We start from the raw sequence: 16074 nt of genomic DNA, 5'->3' as shown, positions 1-16074 counted from the left end.
ATGAGCTGGCTGGAGCCCAGCAACCTTCTGCTGCTGGCCTGCGCCCTGATCTATGGCCTGATCGGGGAATGGGCCGACGCCGGCATCCTGCTGCTGTTCGTGCTGGGCATCAGCCTGCTAGATGCGGTCCAGCAGCAACGCAGCAACCGCGCCCTGGCTGAACTGGCAAGGCTTTCGGCGCCGCGCGCCCGGGTGCTGCGGGCCGGCCAGACGCTCGAGCTGCCGGTCGAGCAGGTGCGTCTGGGTGATCTGCTCCGCGTTGAGGAAGGCGATCGGGTGGCGGCCGATGCCGAGCTCACCGAGGCGGTGGGGTTGTGGCTGGATGAGTCCCTGCTGACGGGTGAATCCCTGCCGGTCGCCCGCTCCAGGCCCGGGGAGCGGATTCTGGCGGGTTCGCTGGTGGCGGGCGGCCGCGGCTGGGCGGAGGTGACGGCCGTGGCCGATGCCACCGAACTGGGCCGGCTCGGCAGCAGCCTGGCCACGGTGCAACCGCCGCCCACCCGCCTGCAGCGCCAGACCCGTCGCCTCACCGGGCGCCTCACGGTTCTGGCCCTGGGGCTCTGCGCGGCCCTGGCCCTGATCCAGGGGGGACTGGGCGGCAACTGGCCCCAGGCCCTGCTCGCCGCCCTGGCCCTGGCCCTGGCGGTGCTGCCCAACGAAATTCCCGTGGTGCTGGCCCTGTTCCTGGCCCTGGGCGCCCTGCGCCTGGCCCGGATCGGGGTGCTGGCCCGCTGGCCCGCGGCGGTGGAGAGCCTCGGCAGTGCCACGGTGCTCGCCGTCGACAAGACCGGCACCCTCACCGAGAACCGGATGGGGGTGCAGCAACTTCTTACTTGGCCAGCGCTGGAGGGCTGGTGTGCTGGGGAGACCCTGGAGGAACCCTTTCACGCTCTGGTGGAACTGGCGGTGCTCTCCAGCCGCGGTGATCCGGTGGATGCGATGGAACTGGCGATCCAGCGCCTGGCTGCCGACCATCTCGGTGGCACCGAACACCTCCACCCCGACTGGCCCCTGGAGCGCGAATACCCGCTGCAGAGTGATCTGCTGGTGTTCTCCCGCCTCTGGCGGGACGGCGAGGGCGGCCTGCAGCTGGCGGCCAAGGGGGCACCCGAGGCGATCGCCGATCTCTGCCACCTCGATGGTGGGCAGAGCTCCGCACTGCTGGCCGCTGCCGATGCACTCGCCGCCAGGGGGTTGCGGGTTCTGGCGGTGGCAGGTGGGCTCGATGGCGCGCCCGTTCACGACGGGCAGCCGTTCGCAAGCAGCGGTGCACTGCCGGATGATGCCCATGGCTACCTGTTCGAGCCGGTGGGTTTCCTGGCTCTGGCGGACCCGCTGCGCCCGGATGTGCCGGCGGCGATCGCCACGGCGCGGAGTGCCGGCGTTCGCGTGGTGATGATCACGGGAGACAGCCCTGTGACGGCCCGCTCGATCGCCGATCAGGCTGGCCTGCCGCCAGGTCCGGTGCTGAGTGGTCAGGAACTGGAAGCCCTTTCACCGCAGGCGCTGGCTGTCTCCATCCGCGAGGTGTCGGTGTTCGCCCGGGTGATGCCCCAGCAGAAGCTGCAGCTGGTGCGTGCCCTGCAGGCCGCCGGTGAGGTGGTGGCAATGACCGGTGATGGCGTCAATGACGCCCCGGCCCTCAAGGCCGCCGACATCGGTGTGGCGATGGGCAAACGCGGCACCGCCGTGGCGCGTGAATCCGCCGATCTGGTGCTGCTGGGCGACACCTTCAGCGATCTGGTTGGGGCCCTGGAGCTGGGCCGCCGCGTCGACGCCAACCTGCACCGGGCCCTCGGCTACACCCTCGCCATTCACCTGCCGATCGCAGCCCTGGGCCTGGTGCCGCTGCTCAGTGGCCAGCCGCTGATCCTGCTGCCGGTGCACATCGCCCTGCTGCACCTGGTGATCGATCCGGCCTGCACGGTGGTGTTCGAGGCGCTGCCGCCCGCTCCTGGCCTGATGCGGCAACCGCCCCGCCCGCCGGAGGCGCCTCTGTTCGGTCCAACGATCTGGCGCCAGGCCCTCAGCCAGGGAGCGGTGCTGGTAGTGGCCGCCCTGGTGCTGGCCTTCTGGCCAGACACCGACGCCGAATCACGCCGCAGCCTGGTGTTCTCGCTGCTGCTGCTCGCCGGTGGGGGTCTGGTGTGGCTCAACGGTGATCCCAGGGAACCGATCACCGCCGTCGGTCCAGGCATCGGCATCGGCCTGTGGCTGATCGTGCTCGCCCTGCCGGGCCTTCAGCAGCTGCTGAGCCTGGCGCCCCTGCTGCCGGCCCAGATCCTCATACTGTTGGCCATCACGGTGATCGCTTTGCTGCTGGCCTGGCAGCTGGCCCCCCATCCAGCCGCTGAGTCTTCGCCCTGAACCCGCCATGGCCCGTCCCTACCAACCCTCCCTGCTGAGGCTGCTGCATGGAACCACCGCCGCCGGTGTGGTGCTGGCCTGGCTGAGCGGGCTGTTCGTCTACAGCCAGTACGACGGGCGCTGGGGACGGATGCCGATCCGCCTGCCCGGTGAGTGGATCGATATCCACGGCACGGTGGGGGTGGCGTTGCTGCCGCTGGCCGTGCTGTTCGCTGCCTATGCCTTCACCCTGGGGCGGCGGCAGCTCGCCAGGGCCAGCAATGCGCTGGCGCTGACCGCCCTGGCCCTGGCGATCGGCACCGGCAAGCTGATGCAGGAGGACTGGTTGCGGCAGGGAAACCTGAGCCAGCTCGTCTACAGCCTCCATCTGTTCGCCTGGGGCGTGATGGCGATGGCGGTTCTGGCCCATCTGGCCGGGGTGCTGGCCCGCGGTGGTTGGCCGCTGGCCGGCTCGATGGCCAGCCTGAGGCTCAAGGCCGGTGATCGACCCGCTGACTGGCCCCGCCAGCTGGCGAAGGCAGTTCGGCGCTCTGACCCACCAGCTCGGCGCTGATCGCCCAGAGCGCCTCGGCCAGGCTGTCATCGAGAGCTTCAGCGCTTGGTTCGCTCAGCTCGAAGCGCAGGCGGCCCAGACCCACCACCCGGTTGCTGCGGTAGCTGAAGCCTGGGCTGCCGTGGAGATCAGCGCTGGCGAGCTCCGCCAGCAGGCCTCCGGCGAGCTCAACCGTTGCGGTGATGCGCAGCAGGTCACGGGCCACCAGGGCAAACAGGCGCTGGCCCCATTCATTGTGGCGGCGGCTGTAGCGGAAAAAGCCGCCGCTCCCTGGCGGGATCACCAGGCCCGGGCTCCAGGCGAGCACCGGCATCGGTGTGCCGCGCACCTGCAGGCGCCGCTCCAGCTCGCGAGCGAACAGCAGGTTGCAGAGCTTGCTGTCCTTGTAGGCCTTGTCGGCATCAAACGGCAGGCCGCCAGCCACCATCTCGAAGCCCGAGCCAGCCCTGAGGCCGGCCAGATCGCCCAGGCCAGCTGGCTGGCCGACCCGGCCACCGGCTGCGGCGGGGTCATGCACCTCCGAGGCGGTGACCACCAGCCGAGGGGCCTGGCTGCCATTGAGCAGGGGAAGCAGCCGCTGGGCCAGGGCCTGGTGGGCGAGGTGGTTCACCGCAATGGTGAGTTCATGGCCCTGGGCTGATCGCCTCGGCTCGGTGCCGCCGCTGTACTGGAGCCCGGCGTTGAGCACGAGGCTGTCGATCGGTTCACCGCGCCCGAGCAGTTCGGCGGCGCAGCGCTCGATGCTGGCCAGATCGGCCAGGTCACAGACCGGCGCGCGCGCGGATGGCCCCACCGGCTCGGCTTGTTCGAGACGCGCCAGCGTGGCCTCAGCCGTGGCCGGATCCCGGCACGGCAAGGTGAGCTGGTGGCCGGCGCGGCGCAGCTGCAGGGCAGCCTGATGGCCGATGCCGGAGCTGGCGCCGGTGAGCAGGATGTGCCTGCTGGTGTGGACCGGAGTGGAGCTGGGCGTCATGCCGTTCACCCTATGCAGATCCAGACTGGAGCGATCCGCGCCGAGCCGATGCTCCAACGACCCAGGCTTCCCCATCCGGAGCAGCGCTTTGGCGACGACGACGATGGGGACGACTGGCCGGTCGATCGTGGCCGCCCCCTGGCCCTGCGCTGGCTGGCTCTGGTGGGTGCGCTGGCCTTCGTGATGCTGGGGCTCAGCAGCCTTCAACCGTTGCTCCAGCCCGCGCCCCAGCCCTTGCCGGGTCCCCGTGATGCCGCTGTTTCCTGAATGACCTCCTCCTCATCGGAAGCTCCGCCGCCGCTGCAGGTGGCCCTGGCCATGCTGGAGCGGCAGGGATCCTGGCTGGTTCAGCTCCGTGACGACGTGGCCGGGATCGTGGCACCGGGCTGCTGGGGACTGTTCGGGGGGCATCTGGATCCAGGCGAAACGGCCGAGCAGGCCCTCAGGCGTGAGCTTCAGGAAGAGATCAGCTGGCAGGCGGGTGCTCTTCACTTCTGGTTCACCGACATCAATCCCCAGCGCAGCGCCCATTTCTTCAGGTCGAGCCTGCCGGTCCCCCTGGAGGCGCTGCGGCTGCTGGAAGGCCAGGACATGGCCCTGGTGAGCCTTGCTCAGCTGCGATCCGGTCGGATCTGGAGCCCCAGGTTGCAGGAGCCCAGGCCCCTGGCCCCCTCTCTGCAGCGGGCCGTCGAGGCTCTGCTGGCCGAAGGCATCCAGCCAACGGCCTGATCCGGCCGCGCGGTCTCGATAGCGTTGTCTCCAGCATGGGAATCCGCACTGTTCTGTGCCATCCCTCTCGGTTGATCCATGGCTGAACCTGCCCTCACCCTCCTTTTCGATGGGGCCTGCCCCCTCTGCCGGCGCGAGGTGGAGAGCCTGCGGGCCCGTGATCAGGGGCGCGGCCTGATCCGCTTCGTCGATATCGATGCGGCCGATTACGACCCGGTGGCCCATGCAGGGATCAGCTACCGGGAGGCCATGGGCCGCATCCGCGCCATCGGCGCTGATGGCCGGGTGATCAAGGATGTGGCCGTCTTCCGTGAGGCCTGGCGGGTGGTGGGCTGGGGCTGGCTCTACGCGCCCACCGCCTGGCCGTTGATCGGGCCGCTGGTGGATGCGCTCTATGGGCTCTGGGCCCGTTGGCGGCTGCGGCTGACCGGCCGGGGCGACCTGAACACGCTCTGCGATCTGCGGGGGTGCTGAAGCGCATCAACCCCGTGCAGCAGCCGGTGCAGATCGTCTGGTTCAAACGGGATCTGCGGGTGGCCGATCACCAGCCGCTGCTCCAGGCCAGCCGCCTTGGTCTGGTGCTGCCGCTGCTGGTGGTGGAACCCGAGCTGTGGCAGCAGAGCGATGCCTCAGCGCGCCAGTGGGCCTTCTGCGCCGAGAGCCTCCAGGAGCTCAGGCAGGCCCTGGCGGAGCTGGGTCAGCCGCTGGTGGTGCGGATCGGCCCGGCGCTGGACGTGTTGGAGCGAGCCCGCCGCCAGTTCGCAATTGCCGGGCTCTGGAGCCATCAGGAAACCGGTAACGGCTGGACCTACGACCGCGACCGGCAGGTGGCCCAGTGGGCCCTGAGCCATGGCATCCCCTGGACTCAGGTGCCCTCCTTCGGTGTGATCCGCCGCTTGCGCAGCCGCAACGGCTGGGCGCGCCGCTGGGAGGAGCGCATGGCCGAGCCGCTGGCGCCGCCGCCGCCGGGTCTGCCGTCCCTGGAGGGGCTTGATCCCGGTCCCATTCCCTACGCCGCCGAGCTGGGTCTGGCACCTGACCCCTGCCCGGGGCGTCAGCTCGGGGGGCGGCAGCAGGGACTGGCCGTTCTGGAAAGTTTTCTGAGCGAGCGCGGCTCTCGCTACCACCGTGAGCTCTCAAGCCCGCTCACGGCCTTCGAGAGCTGCTCGCGCCTGTCGCCCCACCTCAGCTGGGGCACGCTGTCGATGCGGGAAGTGGTGCAGCGCAGCCGCCGCCTCCGCAAGGCGCCGCTGGGCTTCGAGGCGCGGCTGCACTGGCACTGCCATTTCATCCAGAAGCTCGAATGCCAGCCGGATCTGGAGTTTCGCGAGCTCCATCCGCTCACCGCCGGCCTGCGCAGCAGCGACCCCGAGCGCCTGGCGGCCTGGGCCGAGGGGCGTACCGGGCTGCCGTTCGTGGATGCCTGCATGCGGGCCCTGATCGCCAGCGGCTGGATCAATTTCCGCATGCGGGCGATGCTGATGTCGGTGGCCAGCTACCAGCTGTGGTTGCCGTGGCGCCAGAGCGGGCTGCATCTGGCCCGCCTGTTCGTCGATTACGAACCGGGCATCCACTGGAGCCAGTGCCAGATGCAGTCGGGCACAACGGGCATCAACACGATCCGGATCTACAACCCGATCAAGCAGGGCCTCGAGCACGATCCCAACGGCGATTTCATCCGCCGCTGGCTGCCGGAACTGCGCAACGTGCCGGCGGTGTACCTTCATGAGCCGTGGACGATGGCGATGGTCACCCAGCAGCGGGTCGGCTGCGTGCTCGGCGTGCACTACCCACTGCCGATCGTGGAGCCCGCCGCCGCCGCCCGCCAGGCCAAGGAGAAGATCTGGGCGCGGCGTCAGGAGCAGGGCTTCAAGGAGATTGCCGATGCGATCCAGAGCAGGCACGGCTCCCGCCGCTCCGGCCTCGCGGCGAGTGGCGGCAGGCGGCGGCGGCGGCAGCGGCCAGTGGCGGCGAATGCCGCCGGTGATCAACAGCTGCAGCTCAGCCTGCAGCTCGACCCTGATTCGGCCTGACCATGGGCAGCTGAGGCGGCCGTCGCTTCGGCGGGATCAACCCAGGAAGGGATCCAGGAAGCTGAGCGGCCTGGCCATGGTTTCCGAGAAGCCGAGAATGCCGCGGTCGCGGTAGCAGTACAGAAGCGTGTCGTCGGCCTCGAGCAGGAAGGTGCCGCCCCGCTGGGTGAGGAAGTCGTCGCGGGGCACGTAGGTACGCCAGTGGCCCAGCACTTCGCTCATGTTGCGCAGCCGCACCGTGGCCAGCTCGAAGGGGCGCTGGAATCCAGTCCCGCCCGCCTTGGCAAAGAAGGAACCCTGAATCGGCGGCAGGGGGCCCGCCTCGATGGTCTCGTCGTCGGCGATGCGCTGGGGCGCGCTGCGATCGCCCGTGTAGCCCCGCAGCACCTCGGCCAGGGTGCCGGGGGAGCCGATCCCGGCGCACATCATCAGCAGGTTCGGCCAGGGGCCGCCGATCTGCCGCAGGCCTTCGTAGAGCCCCAGGGCCCGATGCAGCTGGGGTTCAGCGTCCACCTGCAGCCGCTCGCTCGGAAAGCCGGTGAAGGCGCAGAAGCGCTGACGGCCCGCCTCATCACCGATGCCGATTGCCAGTACAGCGATGCCGGCGGCCTCCAGCTGCGGCCAGGCCGCCACCAGGGCCTGGGCGTATTCAATGCTGTCGAAATCGCCCAGTTGGGGGAACAGCAGCACCAGCCGGCGGCGGCCCATCCCCATCCCCTCCAGCTCCGCCAGCCGCTCCAGCAGCGCGGCGGGTGCGGCCAGCCGGGACTCACTGTCGACGGGATTGGTCACAGGCAAGGGCTCGGTCACAGAGAAGGCTCGCTCATGGCTGGCACCATCGTCGCCCGCTCCAGAAACGCCTCGGCGGCGGCGTTCAACTCCTCGCGCCGCTGGGGATCCATCCGCTCCAGCAGGCGCACCATCATTGAGAGGCGGGGGTTCCCGCGGAAGAACGCCTGGTTCCGCTCGATGAAGCGCCAGTAGAGACCGTCCCAGATCTCGCACCAGGGCCCCTTCTTGAAATCACTCATCTTGAGGATGTAGTTGGAGCCGCTGATGTAGGGCTTGGTGGCGAAGAGGCCGCCATCGCTCATCAGACCCATGCCATACACATTGGGGCCCATCACCCACTCGCAGGAATCGAGGTAGCGCTCCATGAACCAGCGGTGCACCTCGCCGGGATGGATCTCAGAGAGCAGCATCAGGTTGCTGATCACCATCAGTCGCTCGATGTGGTGGTTGTAGCCGAGGCGATTCAGCCGCTCGATCGCGGCATCCAGCGGCGGCAGGCCGGTGTTTCCCTCGCTCCAGCAGGGGGCCAGGCGGCGGCGATGGTTCCAGAAGTTGCTGCTCGCCTGGCGTTGGCCGTGCACCAGGTCGATGCCGCGCACGAACTCGCGCCAGCCGATCACCTGGCGCAGGAAGCCCTCCAGTGAGGCGATCGGCACTGGTTGGTCGCTGTTCTGCCGGCTCTGCACGTGGGCGAGGGTCGCTTCGATCACGCCAGCGGGCGTGAGCAGACCGATGTTGAGCAGGGGAGAGAGCAGGGAGTGATTCAGGGTGTCGTGGTGGGCACTCAGCGCGTCTTCGTAGGGGCCGAAATCCTCAAATCGCTCGATCAGAAACTGCTGCAGCCAGGCCTGGGCTCCGGCGTGATCGAAGGGAATCCAGAGCGGCCCCAGCTCGCCGGGGTGGTCGGCGAAGTGGCTGGCAATCAGCTGCCGCACCACCGGTTCATGGGGGCTGGCCGCCACCGCCGGCAGCGGCGGCTCCCTGTATCCCTTCGGCAGCTTCCGCCGGTTGTCAGCGTCGAAGCTCCACTGGCCGCCGGTCGGCGAGCCGTCGGCTTCGAGCAGCAGCCCCAGGCGCCGACGCTGACGTTCGTAGAAGGTTTTCATGAAGGGGCGGCGGCGGCCTTGGAACCAGGCCCGGCTCTCGGCCCCCGATTCGAGGAAGGCGGGCGACGGCAGCACCGTGAGCTCCAGCGCCTGCTCCTGGCAGAACCGCTCCAACCGCGCCGCGAAGCTCCGGTCGGCGATCTCTGCCACCCGCAGCTGCTTGGCTCCGGCCAACTCAAGCTCCAGCCGCTCCCAGAACGACACCTCCGCCGAGGCCGGCAGCTCGAAATAATGAACCGGAATGCCCTGCTCAATCAGGGCATCGCGGAAGCTGCGCATCGCCACGAAGGTGTGCAGCAGGCGCAGCTGGTGGTAGCGGTAAGCGGACGCCACCGCCAGGTCTTCGATCATCAGCACCTGGCTGCCGGCGGCCAGTTCCAGTGGCGAGGCGGTGAACCACTGGCTGTGCAGCTGGTCGCCAAGGATCAGGGTGAGGGTCACAGGATGGGGGGTTGAGGGGGGAGGTCCTGGCGTCAGCTCCAGAGTTGGCGGTGGGTTTCCTCGGGGTCGTAGCGGCGCAGCTGGCGCTCGAGATCGAATCGGCGTGGCGGGCCGCCGAAACTGCGCGGATCGGAGCCGACGCCGGCCAGATAGGCCCAGTTGCCGGTGTTCACGGCCGGGTGGGCATCGATCAGGGCCCACTCGAAGAAGCGCGCGCCCCAGGTCCAGGGCAGTTGAAGCTCATTGATGAAATGGGAGGCCACCCACTGGCGCCCCCGATTGGAGAGGTAGCCGGTGGCCAGCAGTTCGCGCAGCTGGGCATCGATCAGGGGGTGGCCGGACTCAGCCCGGGTCCAGCGGGCGAAGCGCTCCCGGTCTGCGTCCCACGGCGGCGGCCGGTTCTGAATACCGCCGGGGGCGTGGAAGGCGGCGCCATGGCGCTGCTCCGACCAGAGGAAGAACTCGCGCCAGAGCAGTTCCTGCTTCAGCCACTCGGAACCCTCATCGGCGCCATGGAGGCCCTGATAGCGGAGCAGCTCCTGCCAGATTCGCCGCACCGAGAGCGAGCCGATCGCCAGAAAGGGGGAGAGCTTTGAGGAGAACTCCGTGCCCACCAGGCCATTGCGGGTGGCTTTGTAGTTGCGGAGGCCATCGGAGCCGAACAGGTAGTGCTGCAGCCGGGCCAGGGCGCTGGCTTCATCACCGCGGAAGGGAAAGGCACTGCGGGGATCGACGCGCTGGACCCCTGGCGAGACCACTGCCGGCGAGCTGAGCCAGGTCTTGGGCCAATCCTGCCGGTTGCCGCCGAGCCCGCTGAGATCGGCTGGGGGCAGCGGCGGTTCGGGAGCCCGGCTCAGGCCACGGCGAAAGTCGGAATACACGCGAGGGAACGTCTCAGCCGCCATCGGCCAGTCGCTGAACAGCCTCGACTCGCGGCAGTGGAGCACCGCCTCGGCGCTGAACTCAGGCGCCTGCAGCAGCGGGATGGCCGCCGCCGCCAGGCGCTGTTGCAGCGCGTTGGTCGCCGACGCTGCAATCCGGCGTTGATGGGGCCCCCGCAGCCGCTGGCTTTCCGGCCGGTTGGCCAGCACCACCAGCCGCCCGGCAGCGCGGCGGGCCAGGGCCACGGCCTCGTGGAAGGCAGGCTGGTCATCGAGGCGCAGCTGCCCATCCAGGGCCACCGCGATGGTGGCGACCGGCGGCATGATTGCATCGCAGGGTGGATCAGCCTGGCAGGAGTGCTGCGCTGATCGCGACTGCCGTTTTGATGACGGATTGCTGCACGGCCAGCCGGAGTGAGTACGGACCTTAAGGATTGCTCTAGGTTTCAGGCCTGCCTGAACACGTCGTGGCCCAATCTGTCGCACTGCTCGCTGCCACCGGCCTGGCCGGTCTTGCCCTGGTCGGCCTGACCATGAGCTTTCTGATCTGATCCAAGGAGATCAACTGGGTGATCAGCCCCGGACGTCGCGGTGCCGACTGACGGCCGCCAGGCTGAATCGGTCGCCGTTGCCGATGGCGTGCCGTTTCGCTGGGGTGGATTGAGCCATGACCGTGTCGGTGCTGAGCGAGCAGGAGCGCTGGAAGCAGGATCGATCCGATGACGCTCTCTTCTACGCCGAGCCTCGTTTTGTTCACCATCTCGATGCGGAGTTCCGCGCCAGGCTGACGGCCCTCTATCGGGAGCAGATTCCCCCGGGCGCAGTGGTGCTGGATCTGATGAGCAGCTGGGTGAGCCATCTGCCCGATGACCTGGCCACGGCAGCGGTGCTCGGCCATGGTCTCAACGCCAGGGAGCTGGAAGCCAACCCACGCCTGAGCCGGCACTGGGTTCAGAACCTCAACCTCGATCAGTGCCTGCAGCTTGAGGGCGGCAGCATCGACGCGGCCTTGATCGTGGCGGGCTGGCAGTACCTGCAGCAGCCCGAAGCGGTGGCTGCTGAGCTGCTGCGGGTGGTGCGCCCGGGCGGCCAGCTGATCGTGGCGTTCTCGAACCGGATGTTCGCCCAGAAGGCTTCCAGGGTCTGGATGGAGGGAAGCGATCGGGATCACCTGGCCGTTGTGGCGAGGGTGCTGATGGCCCAGGGCTGGCCCCAGCCGAAGCTGATTGCCGAAGCCACCCGGGCGGCTGGCCCGCTGGGCTGGCTGAACGGCAAGGGAGATCCGTTCTTCGCCGTGATCGCCGAGAAGCCACTGGCAGGAGACCGATCGGAAAATTGAGCATGCTCCCGCTGGCCGGGAAGCCACAGTTAACAGTTCTTCACATTAGAGTGGCCAAAAGACCGGACTCACGCTTGGAAGACCTGTTCGCCGCCTTGTACTTGATCTGCTTCGCGGTGATCGCCGGAGGCGCTTTCGCTCTGATGAGCCAGAACCTGCGCCGCTCCGCTCCAAGGATCACCGCCCAGCCAGCCGGCAACCGCCGAGCTCGTCACCCCGAGGCTCCCCAGCCTGGCGAAGAGGTGATGTACGTCGATCTCAATCGTGAGCGCCTTGAGCAGCTTTTTCAGCAGGCCAGCTGATTGTCTGTGTTGAAAGCCCGGTTGGAGTTAACCAACCGGGCTTTTTCATGGAATCAACCAGCCTGAATTGAATTCAGCCCAGGCCGATCTGGGACAGGATGCTCTGACCGGTCAGCAGCTCGGTAGCCAGGCCGATCACGAAGCCCAGCATGGCCAGACGGCCATTCCAGGTTTCAGCGAAAGCAACGAAGCCGAAGCGGGGGGAGGAATCAGCCATGGTGTGAAGGATTTTGCTGAACGTTACCAATTGTAAACGTGATGGCCCGGCTCAGTGGTGCCGGTTTCGGCCCAGGGGCTCGATCCAGTGCTCACGCACGCTGTCGTGCTGGAGCTTTGCAGCCGGGATCCGGCAGCCCAGCTGGATGGCGCCCTGGTCGATCAGACGGCCGAGCCGCAAGGCGGTGGCTTCTTCGATCCTGGAGAAGCGGTCTTGCTGGTGGGCGAGCCAGGAGAGCTCGTCGGGTGTGATCACGCCTGTGGAGAGGGAATTGAGAAAGAGCTGACCGACCGTCATGGATCATGTAACGGAACGTAAACATTCTGTCTCATCGGTTGGCCGCCCGTGGCATGTCGCCGCCTGGGAGGATGGAACACCTGAAGGTCGGTGGCCGATGTCCCGTGAGCAGCTGAAGGCCTTCCTCAGCAGGATGCAGAACGACGCTGAGCTGAAGCGCCAGGTGCTGGCCGCTGCCACCGCCGATGACGTGGCCCAGATCGCCCTGAAAAGCGGTTTTGAATTTTCGGGCGATGAGCTGCTGCGGGCATCGGGCCAGACGTTCGACAAGGTGACTGTGCGCAAGAACGACATCCCAGGTGAATACAACTGATCGATCTCGCCTTCAGCGGCCGTTGCGCCGGTGTCGCCGCAGCCTGGATGGTCAGGAGCAGGAATGGAGGCTGAATGGCTCCGGGTGCAGCGTGTGATCCGCTGGCCCCTGCTCACAGCTCTTGTGGTGCTCTCCGGCCTTGTCAACGGCCTGCCGGCTGGCTGGGCCAATCCCCAGAGGCCGCGGTCCGTCACGGTGCTGTCGATCGGGGATGGCGACACCATCCGCGTTCTGCAGGATCAGCAGCGGATCACAGTGCGCCTGGCCTGCATCGACGCTCCCGAGCTGGCCCAGGCCCCCCATGGCGCCCAGGCCCGCAGCTACCTGCAGAGCCGCCTGCGGCTGGGCTCCGCCGTGACGCTCCGGCCCCACACCGTGGATCGCTTCGGCCGCACCGTGGCCGAGGTGATCAGCGGCGTGAATCTCAATCTGGCGCTGGTGGAAGACGGCAAGGCCTTCGCCTACCGCCGCTATCTCGGCAGCTGTGATGCCAGGGCGTATCTGGATGCCGAGTTGCGGGCTTCCCGCCGCCGCCAGGGGGTGTGGCAGCAGCTCGATGGCATCACCCGTCCCTGGGACTTTCGCCGCAACCGGAGGGCGCAGCGCTCTGCGTCTGCCGCCGGGCAGGGCACCAGGCTCTGAAACGGTTTGGTGGCTGAGGCCACAGGGGTTCAGGCCTGACAGCTCATTGGATGTGGGCGATCGATGGCAGAGGTTTGCGCAGCATTCCAGTTGCCATGAGATCGATTTTAGGTCTCGTGGTCTGGTTTTCTCTGATCCTGTGGTCGCAGCTTCCGCCGTCCTGATCAAGAACGGAAGGATCGGCCATTCAGGAGAGAATGAACCTCCAGGCGCTGCCCGGGGGGTGTTCCCAACCCCGGAGGCACCCCATGCATTTCAGGTACTACGCCAAGGAAGATCCCTGGCAAGACGATGACGACGGCAACCACGGCAGGCCGGTCACCCTGGCCCGGATGGGCGATGGCCCTGACACCGAAGCGATCTGGGCTGTCGTTCGCGGGGCCTGGCAACCCTTCCCCGATCTCTGGGGTCGCCTGATCGGCGGCGACTGGTGGGACCGGATCCACGAAGAACGGGCCCGCCGCTACTTCGACGCTGAAGCCTTCGCTGGCGGCGAGATTCTGGAGCCCCTCCCGGCAGCCGCCATGGATCTGCTCTGTGAGGCCTATCAGGCCCGCAATGCGCGGAAAGCGAAGGCCAGAGCCCAACCATGAACCCCCAGCAGATCAAGCCGATGAACACCAAACCCCCAACCCACAGCCCGCGCTACGACGAGGCTCTGCTCTGGGCCGCCCAGCTGCACCGCTGCCAGAGCCGCAAGGGCAAGCCGGTGCCCTACATCTCCCACCTGATCGCCGTGAGCGGCCTGGTCTGGGAAGACGGCGGCAGTGAAGATCAGGCGATTGCCGCCCTGCTCCACGACGCGATTGAAGATGCTGACCAGACCCATGGCTCGATCGCCGAGCGCTTCGGGGTGGAGGTGGCCGACATCGTGCGCGACTGCACCGACACCGCCGAGGGACTGACCGGCGCGGTCAAAGAACCCTGGCGGCTGCGCAAGACCCGCTACCTGGCCTCTCTCGATCACAAGAGTGAGGGCTCCCTGCGGGTCACGGCCGCTGACAAGGCCCACAACGCCCGCGACATGGTGCTCGACGCCAGGCGCGACCCCAGCAGCTGGGAGCGCTTCAATGCCGGCCTGGAGGGCACCGCCTGGTACCTGCTGCGGATCCACCAGACCCTCAGCCACCGGCTGTCCGGCAGCCGCTCCACCGAGCTGCTCGGAGAAGCCGTGCAGGAGATCCTGGCCAGTGACGGCTACGGGCGATTGGTGCCCGCAGGCCTGGCCCCGGCGGTGTGGGCGGCGGGATACCTGGAGCGGCCGGAGCCATCCCGGGCTGGATCGCTGGCCGACGGCTCAACCGGCATCGGTGCATGACAGCTGGGGCCCCAACCTCCGACCCACGGTTGATCGCCGGACCCGACGCCGCACCGGCCAGCGTGCTGCTGGCCCATGGCGCTGGAGCAGCGATGGACAGCCCGTTCATGGCGGCCATCGCCGGCGGCCTGGCGCAACAGGGCTGGCGGGTGGTGCGCTTTGAGTTTCCGTACATGGCGCGCATCCGGGAAACGGGCCGCCGTCAGGGTCCCGATCGGATGCCGGTGCTGCAGGAGGTGTTCCGCCAGCAGGTGCGGCTCGTGCAGGCGGAGCAGCCGGGCCGGCCGCTGTTCATCGGCGGCAAGTCGATGGGCGGCCGGGTGGCCAGCCTGCTGGCCGATGAGCTGGCCGCCAGCGATGGGGTACGCGGCTGTCTCTGCCTGGGCTATCCCTTCCACCCGCCCGGCAAGCCGCTGCAGCTGCGCACCGAGCACCTGGGAGATCTGCGTACGCCCACTTTGATCCTGCAGGGGGAACGCGACACGTTCGGCCGCCGTGAGGAGGTGGAGACCTACAGCCTCTCGCCGCAGGTGCAGCTGCGCTGGATCCCAAGCGGTGACCACAGCTTCAAGCCCACCCGCAGCTCAGGCCTGAGCGAGGCGCAGAACTGGGCCACGGCGGTGGCCTTGAGCGATTCGTTCCTGAGGCAGCTGTTCAGCGGCTGAGCCCTGGCTTCCCAGAAGGAGATCCTTGCCAGGGCGGCCCAGCTGGAGGCGGCGGCGGCAGCATGAAGGGCCACTGATCTCGGCTGATCGATGCCCGCACCCGAGCCGATTCGCTCCATTGATCCAGGCAGCCTGGATGGCGGGGCGCTCTACCGGCTCTGCACCAGCCTGGTGGTGCCTCGGCCGATTGCCTGGGTGAGCACGATCAGCAGCGAGGGGCAAGCCAACCTGGCGCCGTTCAGTTTCTTCAATGCCGTGAGTGATCAGCCGGCGGTGTTGATGGTGTCGATCGGTGCCCGGCGTGATCGGGAGAAGGACACCCTGCTGAACATCCGCCAGACCCGCTGCTTTGCGGTGCATGTGGTGGATGAGCGGCTCGCCGAAGCGATGAACATCACCGCCACCGACTATCCGCCTGGCACCGATGAATTCGTGGCCGCTGGCCTGGCGGCCGTGCCCTGCAGCCGGATCGCGGCCCTGCGCGTGGAGGATGCCGCCGCCTGCCTGGAATGTGAGCTGCTTGAGCTGATCCCCGTGCCAGGAACCACATTCACCATGGCGCTGGGCCAGGTGGTGATGGTGCACGTGCAGGAGCGTTGCCTTGGCCGCACTGCATCTGCTTCGGCGGAAGCACTCCGCCCGGTGGGCAAGTTGGCCTCGAACGACTACACGCGCCTGGGAGAGGTGTTCGAACTGGTGCGCCCCAGACTGGAGGAGGCATGACAAAGCCCGGTGACGAGGCCACCGGGCTCTGAAGCAGTTTGGTTGTGGGGGCGGAGATGCTGACGCTGGCACCTGGGGCCAGTTGACAAGTGGGACCTCCCGTTTGGTCCTGGGCACCTGAGGCTGGGCCGTTAACGGTGCAGTGGACGGCGACGCAGCAAATCAAACAGCGGCGTCACACGCCGGGGAAGTCAGTGATCCGTCGAGAGTGTTGGAGCAGGGACCGGATCGTCAGCGCGCTCCTGACTGATGCTCAGGTGGGGTGTCTTCCATGCTCTGGAGTCTCCCGGTTGTCGATGCAGTCACGATGCAGCCGGAGAAAGACTTCCTCCGGTGGGGGGCTGCACCCAGGGGAAGGGCCCGCAGCAGTGGCACCTCGACAA

The 16074-nt window shown here is 67.9% G+C and carries 20 protein-coding genes; 14 read left to right on the top strand and 6 right to left on the bottom strand.

Features of this window, described 5'->3' with window-relative positions:
* Together KQ307_RS13080 and KQ307_RS13075 are read left to right on the top strand one after the other, a co-directional pair.
* Window positions 1-2367: an HAD-IC family P-type ATPase gene (locus KQ307_RS13080; RefSeq protein ID WP_259703279.1), complete on the top strand. Its 2367-nt coding sequence runs from the start codon at window positions 1-3 to the stop codon at window positions 2365-2367.
* Between the two features lie 7 nt (window positions 2368-2374).
* Complete coding sequence (locus KQ307_RS13075; protein WP_259703280.1) at window positions 2375-2920, top strand: cytochrome b/b6 domain-containing protein; 546 nt, start codon at window positions 2375-2377, stop codon at window positions 2918-2920.
* On the opposite strand, the gene KQ307_RS13070 is transcribed toward KQ307_RS13075, so the two are convergent.
* Window positions 2838-3893, bottom strand: a complete 1056-nt coding sequence (locus tag KQ307_RS13070) for an SDR family NAD(P)-dependent oxidoreductase (protein WP_259703281.1) — start codon at window positions 3891-3893, stop codon at window positions 2838-2840. The two genes, KQ307_RS13075 and KQ307_RS13070, sit on opposite strands and share 83 nt — an antisense overlap.
* Before the next feature lie 12 nt (window positions 3894-3905).
* On the opposite strand from KQ307_RS13070, the gene KQ307_RS13065 reads away from it, so the two are divergent.
* The 4 genes from KQ307_RS13065 to KQ307_RS13050 all read left to right on the top strand — a co-directional run bounded on the left by KQ307_RS13065 (window position 3906) and on the right by KQ307_RS13050 (window position 6655).
* Window positions 3906-4160: a hypothetical protein gene (locus tag KQ307_RS13065; RefSeq protein WP_259703282.1), complete on the top strand. Its 255-nt coding sequence runs from the start codon at window positions 3906-3908 to the stop codon at window positions 4158-4160.
* Complete coding sequence (locus KQ307_RS13060) at window positions 4161-4622, top strand: NUDIX domain-containing protein (protein ID WP_259703283.1); 462 nt, start codon at window positions 4161-4163, stop codon at window positions 4620-4622.
* A 78-nt stretch (window positions 4623-4700) separates the two neighbouring features.
* A complete protein-coding gene (locus tag KQ307_RS13055) occupies window positions 4701-5096 on the top strand; it encodes a thiol-disulfide oxidoreductase DCC family protein (RefSeq protein ID WP_259703284.1) in 396 nt (131 codons plus the stop codon).
* On the top strand, window positions 5090-6655 hold the full coding sequence (locus tag KQ307_RS13050; protein WP_259703285.1) for a cryptochrome/deoxyribodipyrimidine photo-lyase family protein: 1566 nt from the start codon (window positions 5090-5092) through the stop codon (window positions 6653-6655). The genes KQ307_RS13055 and KQ307_RS13050 overlap by 7 nt, the downstream gene beginning before the upstream one ends.
* 36 nt (window positions 6656-6691) lie before the next feature.
* Here the strand turns inward: KQ307_RS13050 and KQ307_RS13045 are convergent, their stop codons facing one another.
* The 3 genes from KQ307_RS13045 to KQ307_RS13035 all read right to left on the bottom strand — a co-directional run bounded on the left by KQ307_RS13045 (window position 6692) and on the right by KQ307_RS13035 (window position 10199).
* Window positions 6692-7369, bottom strand: coding sequence for a peroxiredoxin-like family protein (locus tag KQ307_RS13045; RefSeq protein ID WP_259703325.1), 678 nt, complete (start codon window positions 7367-7369; stop codon window positions 6692-6694).
* Between the two features lie 92 nt (window positions 7370-7461).
* On the bottom strand, window positions 7462-8994 hold the full coding sequence (locus tag KQ307_RS13040; protein ID WP_259703286.1) for a cryptochrome/photolyase family protein: 1533 nt from the start codon (window positions 8992-8994) through the stop codon (window positions 7462-7464).
* A gap of 32 nt (window positions 8995-9026) precedes the next feature.
* The gene (locus KQ307_RS13035) at window positions 9027-10199 is read right to left on the bottom strand and encodes an FAD-binding domain-containing protein (protein ID WP_259703287.1); all 1173 of its coding nucleotides are present in this window, start codon (window positions 10197-10199) and stop codon (window positions 9027-9029) included.
* A gap of 343 nt (window positions 10200-10542) precedes the next feature.
* On the opposite strand from KQ307_RS13035, the gene KQ307_RS13030 reads away from it, so the two are divergent.
* Together KQ307_RS13030 and KQ307_RS13025 are read left to right on the top strand one after the other, a co-directional pair.
* A complete protein-coding gene (locus KQ307_RS13030) occupies window positions 10543-11214 on the top strand; it encodes a class I SAM-dependent methyltransferase (RefSeq protein ID WP_259703288.1) in 672 nt (223 codons plus the stop codon).
* Between the two features lie 143 nt (window positions 11215-11357).
* Window positions 11358-11516: a hypothetical protein gene (locus KQ307_RS13025; RefSeq protein WP_259728221.1), complete on the top strand. Its 159-nt coding sequence runs from the start codon at window positions 11358-11360 to the stop codon at window positions 11514-11516.
* Between the two features lie 73 nt (window positions 11517-11589).
* On the opposite strand, the gene KQ307_RS13020 is transcribed toward KQ307_RS13025, so the two are convergent.
* Both KQ307_RS13020 and KQ307_RS13015 read right to left on the bottom strand, forming a co-directional pair.
* The gene (locus KQ307_RS13020; RefSeq protein WP_259703290.1) at window positions 11590-11733 is read right to left on the bottom strand and encodes a chlorophyll a/b-binding protein; all 144 of its coding nucleotides are present in this window, start codon (window positions 11731-11733) and stop codon (window positions 11590-11592) included.
* Window positions 11734-11784: 51 nt separating this feature from the next.
* Window positions 11785-12030 (bottom strand): hypothetical protein, encoded by a 246-nt coding sequence (locus tag KQ307_RS13015; RefSeq protein ID WP_259703291.1) that lies wholly within the window; start codon window positions 12028-12030, stop codon window positions 11785-11787.
* 97 nt (window positions 12031-12127) lie between these two features.
* Here KQ307_RS13015 and KQ307_RS13010 point away from each other — a divergent pair, with 97 nt between their 5' ends.
* From KQ307_RS13010 to KQ307_RS12985, 6 genes are all read left to right on the top strand, one after another.
* Window positions 12128-12343, top strand: coding sequence for a Nif11-like leader peptide family natural product precursor (locus KQ307_RS13010; protein WP_259703292.1), 216 nt, complete (start codon window positions 12128-12130; stop codon window positions 12341-12343).
* A gap of 84 nt (window positions 12344-12427) precedes the next feature.
* Complete coding sequence (locus tag KQ307_RS13005) at window positions 12428-12985, top strand: thermonuclease family protein (protein WP_259703293.1); 558 nt, start codon at window positions 12428-12430, stop codon at window positions 12983-12985.
* 248 nt (window positions 12986-13233) lie between these two features.
* On the top strand, window positions 13234-13578 hold the full coding sequence (locus KQ307_RS13000) for a hypothetical protein (protein ID WP_259703294.1): 345 nt from the start codon (window positions 13234-13236) through the stop codon (window positions 13576-13578).
* Window positions 13575-14303, top strand: a complete 729-nt coding sequence (locus KQ307_RS12995; RefSeq protein ID WP_259703295.1) for an HD domain-containing protein — start codon at window positions 13575-13577, stop codon at window positions 14301-14303. Before KQ307_RS13000 ends, KQ307_RS12995 begins: the two co-directional genes overlap by 4 nt.
* Window positions 14300-14968, top strand: coding sequence for an alpha/beta family hydrolase (locus KQ307_RS12990; RefSeq protein ID WP_259703296.1), 669 nt, complete (start codon window positions 14300-14302; stop codon window positions 14966-14968). Before KQ307_RS12995 ends, KQ307_RS12990 begins: the two co-directional genes overlap by 4 nt.
* Before the next feature lie 90 nt (window positions 14969-15058).
* Window positions 15059-15691 (top strand): flavin reductase family protein, encoded by a 633-nt coding sequence (locus tag KQ307_RS12985; protein WP_259728220.1) that lies wholly within the window; start codon window positions 15059-15061, stop codon window positions 15689-15691.
* Window positions 15692-16074: the final 383 nt, after the last annotated feature.

The sequence above is a fragment of the Synechococcus sp. CS-1326 genome (genome assembly GCF_025128115.1).
Lineage (GTDB): Bacteria > Cyanobacteriota > Cyanobacteriia > PCC-6307 > Cyanobiaceae > Regnicoccus.
The sequence above is the reverse complement of the archived record's forward strand: the minus strand, read 5'-3'. Positions and strand labels throughout refer to the sequence as shown.

What these genes read in the sequence shown, in the direction of transcription:
- KQ307_RS13080 (WP_259703279.1), top strand. Translation starts at nt 1, where the DNA reads ATGAGCTGGCTGGAGCCCAGCAACCTTCTGCTGCTGGCCTGCGCCCTG.
- KQ307_RS13075 (WP_259703280.1), top strand. Translation starts at nt 2,375, where the DNA reads ATGGCCCGTCCCTACCAACCCTCCCTGCTGAGGCTGCTGCATGGAACC.
- KQ307_RS13070 (WP_259703281.1), bottom strand. Translation starts at nt 3,893, where the DNA reads ATGACGCCCAGCTCCACTCCGGTCCACACCAGCAGGCACATCCTGCTC.
- KQ307_RS13065 (WP_259703282.1), top strand. Translation starts at nt 3,906, where the DNA reads ATGCAGATCCAGACTGGAGCGATCCGCGCCGAGCCGATGCTCCAACGA.
- KQ307_RS13060 (WP_259703283.1), top strand. Translation starts at nt 4,161, where the DNA reads ATGACCTCCTCCTCATCGGAAGCTCCGCCGCCGCTGCAGGTGGCCCTG.
- KQ307_RS13055 (WP_259703284.1), top strand. Translation starts at nt 4,701, where the DNA reads ATGGCTGAACCTGCCCTCACCCTCCTTTTCGATGGGGCCTGCCCCCTC.
- KQ307_RS13045 (WP_259703325.1), bottom strand. Translation starts at nt 7,369, where the DNA reads ATGGGGATGGGCCGCCGCCGGCTGGTGCTGCTGTTCCCCCAACTGGGC.
- KQ307_RS13035 (WP_259703287.1), bottom strand. Translation starts at nt 10,199, where the DNA reads ATGCCGCCGGTCGCCACCATCGCGGTGGCCCTGGATGGGCAGCTGCGC.
- KQ307_RS13030 (WP_259703288.1), top strand. Translation starts at nt 10,543, where the DNA reads ATGACCGTGTCGGTGCTGAGCGAGCAGGAGCGCTGGAAGCAGGATCGA.
- KQ307_RS13025 (WP_259728221.1), top strand. Translation starts at nt 11,358, where the DNA reads ATGAGCCAGAACCTGCGCCGCTCCGCTCCAAGGATCACCGCCCAGCCA.
- KQ307_RS13020 (WP_259703290.1), bottom strand. Translation starts at nt 11,733, where the DNA reads ATGGCTGATTCCTCCCCCCGCTTCGGCTTCGTTGCTTTCGCTGAAACC.
- KQ307_RS13015 (WP_259703291.1), bottom strand. Translation starts at nt 12,030, where the DNA reads ATGACGGTCGGTCAGCTCTTTCTCAATTCCCTCTCCACAGGCGTGATC.
- KQ307_RS13010 (WP_259703292.1), top strand. Translation starts at nt 12,128, where the DNA reads ATGTCCCGTGAGCAGCTGAAGGCCTTCCTCAGCAGGATGCAGAACGAC.
- KQ307_RS13000 (WP_259703294.1), top strand. Translation starts at nt 13,234, where the DNA reads ATGCATTTCAGGTACTACGCCAAGGAAGATCCCTGGCAAGACGATGAC.
- KQ307_RS12995 (WP_259703295.1), top strand. Translation starts at nt 13,575, where the DNA reads ATGAACCCCCAGCAGATCAAGCCGATGAACACCAAACCCCCAACCCAC.
- KQ307_RS12990 (WP_259703296.1), top strand. Translation starts at nt 14,300, where the DNA reads ATGACAGCTGGGGCCCCAACCTCCGACCCACGGTTGATCGCCGGACCC.
- KQ307_RS12985 (WP_259728220.1), top strand. Translation starts at nt 15,059, where the DNA reads ATGCCCGCACCCGAGCCGATTCGCTCCATTGATCCAGGCAGCCTGGAT.